We start from the raw sequence: 7,676 nt of genomic DNA, 5'->3' as shown, positions 1-7,676 counted from the left end.
CTCCACCCTCATTCATTGAAACCCAGGATGTTGCACTTCACTTTTGAATCCGCCGCTTGAGAGCAGCATGTCCCGGTATTCCTCCGCCGAGGCGATGCGCGGGTTGGTCTTGTGGCAATGGTCCGCCAGCGCCCCGGTGATCACGGCGTCAAACAGGCTTTCGGTCACGCCCATCGCGCCCAAACCTGTGGGCAAGCCCAGTCTGGCGCACATGTCTTTGATCGCGTCAGGAATGTCCGAGCCGCTTTGCAAGCCCATGGCCTGGGCCATGCGGTTCAGGCGGTTTTCTTTTTGCACCGACTCGGCTGCGGCGTTGAACGTGACCACCGCGGGCAAAAACATGGCGTTCAAAGTGCCGTGGTGCAGGCGCGGGTTCACACCGCCCAAGCTGTGGCTGAGCGAGTGCACGCAGCCCAAGCCTTTTTGGAAGGCCATGGCGCCTTGCATGCTGGCACTCATCATGTTCAGGCGCGCTTCGCGGTCTTGGCCGTTGGTGGTGGCGCGCTCGATGTGGGCCCAGCCACGCGTCAAGCCGTCGAGCGCGATGCCGTCCGCTGGCGGGTTGAAGGGCGCGGCCATGAAGGTTTCCATGCAGTGCGCGACCGCGTCCATGCCAGTGGCGGCCGTCAGCATGGGCGGCAAGCCAAAGGTCAGTTCGGGGTCACAAATGGCGGCTTTGGGCACGATGAACCAGCTGTGGAAACCGACTTTGCGGCCGTCGTCCAGGATCAAAATCGCGCCGCGTGCCACTTCGCTGCCGGTGCCGCTGGTGGTAGGCACCGCGATGATGGGGGCCACGCGGTCGGTGATCTTGAGCGAGCCGCCTTCGATGGTCGCGTAGGTTTTGAGGGGGCCTTCGTGGCTGACCGCAATCGCCACGCCTTTGGCGCAGTCGATGGCCGAGCCCCCGCCCACGGCGATCAGGCCGTCGCAGCCGTGTTGCTTGTACATGGCCGCTGCGGCGCGTACGGCCGATTCGGTGGGGTTGGATGGGGTTTGATCGAAGATGGTGACAGGCAGGCCCGGCAAGGCGTCCAGGGCTTTTTGCAGCACGCCCGCGGCTTTCACGCCCGCGTCGGTCACGATCAAAGGTTTGTGGATTCCCACGCGCTCGCATTCGGCTTGCAGCAGCTTGACAGCGCCAAAGTCGATCTGGATCTGGGTGACGTAATTGATGAAAGACATGCAAAAACTCCAAGCTGTGGGGCTGAACGGGTGACCGATGATGCTGAACAGGTGACAGACCTGCTGGGCAGGCCGTTGTACCATCAAAGCTCATTTTGATGCAGGAATCGTCTTTGGCCACTGCGCAAGCCCTGTTGCCCGTCACGTTGGCAACACCGAACGACCCACCAAGCGCAACACCACCCGCCCCATGAGCAGTCACCACACCAACCCCCGATCGCTGTTGAACGATGCCACGCGCAACCTGATTGAGCGCGTGCAGCGCGCAGGTCGGCCCCTCATGGCCAGCATGACACCTGCTCAAGCCCGAGCTTTTTATGACATCGGCGGGCCAATGCTGGACCTGCAACCCGCGCCGCATGTGGACCGGGTCGAGGACTTCACACTGCCCGCCCGTGATGGCCAGCACCTGCCTGCGCGCTTGTATGCCTCGCAAAGTGACACGGCTTTGCCTGTGCTGCTGTATATACACGGCGGGGGCTTCACGGTGGGCAGCTTGACCACGCACGACGTGTTGTGCCGCCAGCTCTCACGCCACGGCCATTGCGCTGTGGTGTCTTTGGACTACCGCCTGGCACCGGAGCACCGCTTTCCAACCGCCGTGCACGACAGCTGGGATGCGCTCAATTGGTTGCAGCAAAACGGTCAGACTTTGGGGCTGGACACCCGGCGATTGGCCGTGGGCGGTGACAGTGCGGGCGGCACCTTGGCCGCCGTGTGCGCTCTGATGGCGCGCGATGCAGGCCTGACACTGGCTCTGCAATTGTTGTTTTACCCCGGTTGCGGCGGGCGACAAGACACCGCTTCGCACCACACGTTTGCCGAGGGCTTTATGCTCGACAAAGAGACCATCGACTGGTTTTTTCAGGGCTACATCGACCCGGCCGACCGAGACGACTGGCGCTTTGCCCCCGGCAACGCCCCCGACCACGGCGGTCTGGCCCCGGTCTGGATGGGCTTGGCCGAATGCGATCCGCTGGTGGACGAGGGTGTGCGCTACGCCGACACCCTGCGCATGGCGGGTGTGCCGGTCGATCTGGAGATTTACAAGGGCGTGGTGCATGGCTTCATCACCATGGGCCGCGCCATTCCCGACGCCCTGCAAGCGCATGCCGATGCAGGCAGGGCTTTGAAACACGCTTTTGAAAGTTGACACCATGAAACGCCAGGACTTCCGTTTTTCTCACCGCATGCGCGTGCGCTGGGTTGAAGTGGACATGCAGAAAATCGTCTTCAATGGCCATTACCTCATGTACTTTGACACCGCCGTGACCGATTATTGGCGTCACTTGGCCATGCCTTATGCGGAAACCATGCACCTGTTGGGTGGCGACATGTTTGTCAAAAAAGCCAGTGTCGAGTACCACGCCAGCGCCGAGATGGACGATTTTTTGGACGTGTGCATGCGCTGCGACCGCATTGGCAACTCATCCATGACATTTGCGGGGGCGATTTTTCGGGGCGATGAGCTGCTCATCACCAGCGAGTTGGTCTATGTCTATGCCGACCCAGTGGCCAAAAAGAGCCAGCCCATCCCAGCCCCCTTGCGCGACATGCTCGAAGGCTTTGAGCGGGGCGAAGACATGGTGCAGGTGCATGTGGGCTCGTGGCACGATTTTCAGAAACACGCCAGCCCGCTTCGCCACGAGGTGTTTGTGGATGAGCAAAAAGTGCCTGTCGAGTTGGAGTTGGACCACGAAGACGACACCGCCTTGCACGCCGTGGCCTTGAACCGTATGGGCTTTTGTCTGGCCACAGGGCGTTTGATTCAGCACGCCCCCGGTGTGTCCCGCATCGGCCGCATGGCCGTCAAAAAGCAGATGCGCGGCAGCGATTTGGGCCACCGCGTGTTGCACGCCTTGATGGACGCTGCGCAGCACCGGGGCGACACCCAAGTGATCTTGCATGCCCAGTGCAGCGCCGAAGGTTTTTACAAACGTTCAGGCTTTACCCCACATGGGGCGATTTTTGAGGATGCGGGGATCGCGCACATCGAGATGGTTCGGCCCCTCTAAAACCGGCCCAATCTTCAGCTTCAGGCTTGCGCTGAGTTTTTTGTAGGTCGGTGCCTTCAGGTCCGACATGCGGTTGAACCAAGGCCCCTTAAAGCGCGACCGATGTTCACACCAGCCAATAAGACCATGGAGCCGCATTCATAGGCCGCTTTCAGGCGACCTGGGGCGCAGTGCCCCCAGCGCCGGTCAAATGTCTTCGAGCAAGGCGTAAGGCAGTGGCAGCAACGCCAGCGCCACACCATCCGCGCTGCCCACCCGCCAACCGTTGGCCTGGCTCTCCAGCGTGCCACTGACCAGCGCATCAAAACCCTGCCCGTCCGGGCGCGCCGCGCTCAGCACCACAGTGGCGCAGGGTTGCTCGGGGTCGGCGGGAGTGAAGATGTCTTGCCCAGCCACCATAGCCACGGCGCTGTGCACCCGCGCCGTGCGGCGCTTGAGCGTGCCGCGAAACTGGCTGCGGGCCACCACTTCTTGGCCGGGGTAGCAGCCTTTTTTGAAGTTCACACCGCCGACCGATTCGTAATTGAGCATTTGCGGCACAAAGGCCTCGAACACAGGCTGAGTCAGCAAGGTCACGCCGCTCATGACCTCTGCCCATTGCCAAACATCGGGCTGCACAGCGGGCCCAACGGGCAGCGGCTGATCGAGCGGGGCGATCCACAAGGCCCGTGGCACCTGGGTGTCTCCCAGCAGGGCAGAATAAAGTGCCACGGCGTGGGCCCCGTTGTGGCTGGTGGTTTGCCAAGGGGTGGCTTCAGCCAGAACAGCGTGGGCGCTGTCGCCCAGTAAGCCGCGCATCTGCCACTGGTCGGTGGCATCGCTCATCTTGACTTTGGCACGCATCACGAACATGGACAGGCGCTTGAGGGTCTGGGCCAGCAAATCGAGGCTCAAGACCAGCAAGACCGTGTATGGGGCAGTCTTGACCAAGATGAAACTGGCCTGCATGCGGCCCTTGGCCGAACAAAAAGCCGCCAGGCGAGATTGGCCTACGGGCAAGAGCAGCACGTCGTTGCTCAGTTGGTTGTGCAAAAAATGGGCCGCGTCCTCGCCTTGGGCCTGAATCACGCCCAGTTGGGGCAGGGGACTGATGCCGTTCAAGACGGTGTGGATCTGAGGGCTGAAATCTGCAGGGGTGTTCATGGCGGGGCTCGGTCGGGCGACAAGGCCTGAATTATCATCCCCTCCAAGTTATCAACTCTCCAACAAGGACATGGCCGTGCTCAAAGGCTTGATGAAGTTATTGGCCAGTCTGCTGGTGGTGGCTCTGGCCAGCGCTGGGATCGCCTATGTCTGGCTCAGCCAGCCCATGGACACGGGAACACGTCCCCTGGATTTGTCGATCGAGCCGGGCACCTCGCCCAAAGCCATTGCCCAGGCGGTATCCGAGGCCGGGGCGAAAACCTCGCCGACATTGCTTTACGCTTGGTTTCGGTTGTCAGGTCAGTCTCGCCAGATGCGGGCCGGCAGCTACGAAATCCAGCCAGGCACCACCCCCATCCGATTGCTGAGCATGTTGGTGCGGGGTGAGGAAAGTTTGCGCACCGTGACGATTGTGGAGGGCTGGAACTGGCGACAAGTGCGCCAAGCGCTGGCCAAGGCCGACAGGCTCAAGCCCGACAGCCGCACGATGACCGACGAGGCCTTGATGGTGCACCTGGGCCGCCCCGGTGTGGCACCGGAAGGGCGTTTTTACCCGGACACTTACGCCTATGCCAATGGCTCCAGCGATTTGGCGGTGTTGAGGCGTGCGGCCAAAGCCATGGACAAGCATTTGCAAGAGGTTTGGCTGGTGCGACAACCGGGGGCGGCCCTTCAATCTCCCGAAGAGGCTTTGATCCTTGCCAGCATTGTTGAAAAAGAAACGGGCAAACCCTCGGACCGCGCCGAGATAGCCGGCGTTTTCAACAACCGGCTGCGCATCGGCATGCGCCTTCAAACCGACCCGACGGTGATTTATGGCCTGGGGGAGGCTTTTGACGGCAATTTGCGGCGTGTGCACCTGACCACCGACACCCCTTGGAACACCTACACCCGTGCCGGCTTGCCGCCCACGCCCATTGCCATGCCTGGCAAGGCCTCTTTGCTGGCGGCGGTGCAACCCGCGAAAACCCAAGCCATTTATTTTGTGGCCAAGGGCAATGGCAGCAGCCATTTCAGCAGCACCCTGGACGAGCACAACCGCGCCGTCAACCGCTACCAACGTGGCCAGTGACGCTTTGCGCCGCCAGCATCGGCGACAATCCAGGATTGATTGCACAACCATATGAACAGCGGCACATTCATCAGCTTTGAAGGCATCGACGGCGCAGGCAAGTCCACGCACATCGCCCGCGTGGCCGATGTGTTTCGGCAAGCGGGCAGGGCGGTGGTGTCAACCCGTGAGCCTGGTGGCACGCCTTTGTCTGAAAAACTGCGCGAAATGGTGCTGCATGAGCCCATGGACCCGCTGACCGAGGCCCTTTTGATGTTTGCCGCCCGACGCGAGCACTTGGTCCAGGTGATCGAGCCCGCTCTGGCGCGAGGCGATGTGGTGCTGTGTGACCGGTTCACCGACGCCACTTTTGCCTACCAAGGCGGCGGCCGTGGCTTTGATTGGCAGGTGTTGGCCCATTTGGAGCGCATGGTCCAGGGCTTGCCCAGCGGTGGCGTGCGTCAACCTGATTTGACGGTTTGGTTTGACCTGGACCCCCAAATTGCAGCCGAGCGTTTGGCCTCGGCCAGAGTGCCCGACAAGTTCGAGTCGCAGCCCGTTGATTTTTTTGCCGCTGTGCGCGCCGCTTATGCCCGTCGCCAAAGCGAGATGCCCAGACGTTTTGCGCGCATCGATGCCGCCCAAAGCATGGCGGCAGTTGGCCAGGATGTGGCCCGTGTCGTCGACCAATGGCTGGCTGGGGTCCGCCCATGAGCGCTGTGTTGAACGCCCCTTGGATTGCCCGACAAGCCACCTATTTGCTGGCCCAACGAGGTCACGCTTGGTTGCTGCAAGGCCCGTCAGGCCTTGGCCAATACGAGTTGGCGCTGGCCTTGGCCACAGCTTGGTTGTGCGAAAAACCTACCGCTCAAGGCGCTTGTGGCGACTGCCCGAGTTGCCACGCTGTGTCTGTGCGCACCCATGCCGACTTGGCGGTGCTGATGCCCGAAACCGTGATGCTTGAGCTGGGCTGGCCGCTGTCAGAAAAAGCCCAAGACGAAATCGACAAGAAAACCCGCAAGCCCAGCAAAGAGATCCGGGTGGACGCGATGCGTGACGCGGTGGCGTTTTCTCAGCGCACCGACGCACGAGGGCTTGGCAAGGCAGTGCTGGTGTTTCCGGCTGAGCGCATGAACACCATCACGGCCAACGCTTTGCTCAAAACTCTGGAAGAGCCGCCGGGCGATGTGCGCTTTGTGCTGGCTACCGAGGCCAGCCACATGCTGCTGCCCACCATCCGAAGCCGTTGTTTGGCCCACACCCTCAAGTGGCCCGAGGCCGACGAAGCCCTCCCTTGGCTGAGCGGGCAAGGCGTGCCCACACCCGCAGCGCAAGCCTTGTTGCGCAGTGCGGGCGGGCGGCCCAACGACGTGTTGCGCCAAGCCCAAGCGGGCTTGTCGCCAGAATGGTGGGCCCATTTGCCTAAGGCCATGCGCCAAGGCGATGCCCGGCATTTGGCCGACCTGACAGGGGCCCAGGCCATCGACGCGCTGCAAAAGCTCTGCCACGATTTGGTGCTGCAACAGGCGGGTTCTGCGCCGCGCTTTTTTGACACGGCCCATCTGCCCACCAGTGCCGCTTCTGTCTTGGCGCTGACCGATTGGTACAAACGCCTGATGCAATCGGCCCGCACCGCCGAACACCCTTTCAATGCCGGTCTGATGCTCGAAGCCCTGACCGCCGATGCCCAACAAACCCTGCTGTCCAAGGGCTGATTCACATGTACACCGATTCCCATTGCCACCTGAATTTTCCTGAACTCATGAGCGAGCTGGACAGCATCCAGCAAGCCATGCTGGCTGCCCAAGTGACCCGCGCTATGGTCATTTGCACCACGATGGAAAAGTTTGACGAAGTGCACGGTCTGGCCATGGCCAACGACAACATGTGGGCCACCGTGGGCGTGCACCCTGACAACGAAGGCGTGCGCGAGCCCAGCTTGCAAGATCTGCTGGAGGGCGCAGCGCGCCCCAAAGTGGTGGCCATTGGCGAGACCGGGCTGGATTACTACCAAATGGACGAGCGCAAAGGCGGGCGCACCGTGGCCGACATGGAGTGGCAACGCGAGCGTTTTCGAACCCACATCCGTGCAGCCAGGCAGACCCAACTGCCGCTGGTGATCCACACCCGGCAAGCTTCGGACGACACCATGGCCATATTGAAAGAGGAGGGCGAATCGGGCGGGGCAGGGTGCGCTGGGGGCGTTTTCCACTGCTTTACAGAAAGCCAACAAGTGGCCCGTGCGGCTTTGGACTTGGGTTTTTACATCTCTTTTTCAGGCA

At 61.7% G+C, this 7,676-nt stretch carries 8 protein-coding genes; 6 read left to right on the top strand and 2 right to left on the bottom strand.

Translation table 11 applies throughout. The features are described from left to right. Window positions 1–12: 12 nt before the first annotated feature. On the bottom strand, window positions 13–1,185 hold the full coding sequence (locus Q0341_RS15035; RefSeq protein ID WP_299515001.1) for an iron-containing alcohol dehydrogenase: 1,173 nt from the start codon (window positions 1,183–1,185) through the stop codon (window positions 13–15). 190 nt (window positions 1,186–1,375) lie between these two features. Between Q0341_RS15035 and Q0341_RS15030 the strand changes: the two genes are divergently transcribed. Both Q0341_RS15030 and Q0341_RS15025 read left to right on the top strand, forming a co-directional pair. Then, window positions 1,376–2,338, top strand: coding sequence for an alpha/beta hydrolase (locus tag Q0341_RS15030; RefSeq protein WP_299514999.1), 963 nt, complete (start codon window positions 1,376–1,378; stop codon window positions 2,336–2,338). Window positions 2,339–2,342: 4 nt separating this feature from the next. Continuing rightward, a complete protein-coding gene (locus Q0341_RS15025; RefSeq protein ID WP_299514997.1) occupies window positions 2,343–3,200 on the top strand; it encodes a YbgC/FadM family acyl-CoA thioesterase in 858 nt (285 codons plus the stop codon). Between the two features lie 186 nt (window positions 3,201–3,386). On the opposite strand, the gene Q0341_RS15020 is transcribed toward Q0341_RS15025, so the two are convergent. Continuing rightward, the gene (locus Q0341_RS15020) at window positions 3,387–4,343 is read right to left on the bottom strand and encodes a folate-binding protein (RefSeq protein WP_299514995.1); all 957 of its coding nucleotides are present in this window, start codon (window positions 4,341–4,343) and stop codon (window positions 3,387–3,389) included. A 70-nt stretch (window positions 4,344–4,413) separates the two neighbouring features. On the opposite strand from Q0341_RS15020, the gene mltG reads away from it, so the two are divergent. The 4 genes from mltG to Q0341_RS15000 form a co-directional block, all read left to right on the top strand. Next, on the top strand, window positions 4,414–5,415 hold the full coding sequence (gene mltG, locus Q0341_RS15015; protein ID WP_299514993.1) for an endolytic transglycosylase MltG: 1,002 nt from the start codon (window positions 4,414–4,416) through the stop codon (window positions 5,413–5,415). A gap of 51 nt (window positions 5,416–5,466) precedes the next feature. Continuing rightward, window positions 5,467–6,108 (top strand): dTMP kinase, encoded by a 642-nt coding sequence (gene tmk, locus Q0341_RS15010; RefSeq protein WP_299514991.1) that lies wholly within the window; start codon window positions 5,467–5,469, stop codon window positions 6,106–6,108. After that, entirely contained in the window at window positions 6,105–7,109 is a 1,005-nt protein-coding gene (locus Q0341_RS15005; RefSeq protein ID WP_299514988.1) for a DNA polymerase III subunit delta', read from the top strand. The genes tmk and Q0341_RS15005 overlap by 4 nt, the downstream gene beginning before the upstream one ends. 5 nt (window positions 7,110–7,114) lie before the next feature. After that, window positions 7,115–7,676: TatD family hydrolase (locus Q0341_RS15000; RefSeq protein WP_299514985.1), on the top strand; the 562-nt coding region annotated here is incomplete at its 3' end.

It is taken from the genome of uncultured Limnohabitans sp., assembly GCF_937889215.1.
Taxonomy (GTDB): Bacteria; Pseudomonadota; Gammaproteobacteria; order Burkholderiales; family Burkholderiaceae_C; genus Limnohabitans_A.
This window is presented reverse-complemented; position numbering and strand designations above follow the sequence as displayed.

Excerpts from the sequence above, each read along its gene's own strand:
- Q0341_RS15020 (WP_299514995.1), bottom strand. The coding sequence starts at position 4,343 with ATGAACACCCCTGCAGATTTCAGCCCTCAGATCCACACCGTCTTGAAC.
- Q0341_RS15005 (WP_299514988.1), top strand. The coding sequence starts at position 6,105 with ATGAGCGCTGTGTTGAACGCCCCTTGGATTGCCCGACAAGCCACCTAT.
- Q0341_RS15035 (WP_299515001.1), bottom strand. The coding sequence starts at position 1,185 with ATGTCTTTCATCAATTACGTCACCCAGATCCAGATCGACTTTGGCGCT.
- tmk (WP_299514991.1), top strand. The coding sequence starts at position 5,467 with ATGAACAGCGGCACATTCATCAGCTTTGAAGGCATCGACGGCGCAGGC.
- mltG (WP_299514993.1), top strand. The coding sequence starts at position 4,414 with ATGGCCGTGCTCAAAGGCTTGATGAAGTTATTGGCCAGTCTGCTGGTG.
- Q0341_RS15030 (WP_299514999.1), top strand. The coding sequence starts at position 1,376 with ATGAGCAGTCACCACACCAACCCCCGATCGCTGTTGAACGATGCCACG.
- Q0341_RS15025 (WP_299514997.1), top strand. The coding sequence starts at position 2,343 with ATGAAACGCCAGGACTTCCGTTTTTCTCACCGCATGCGCGTGCGCTGG.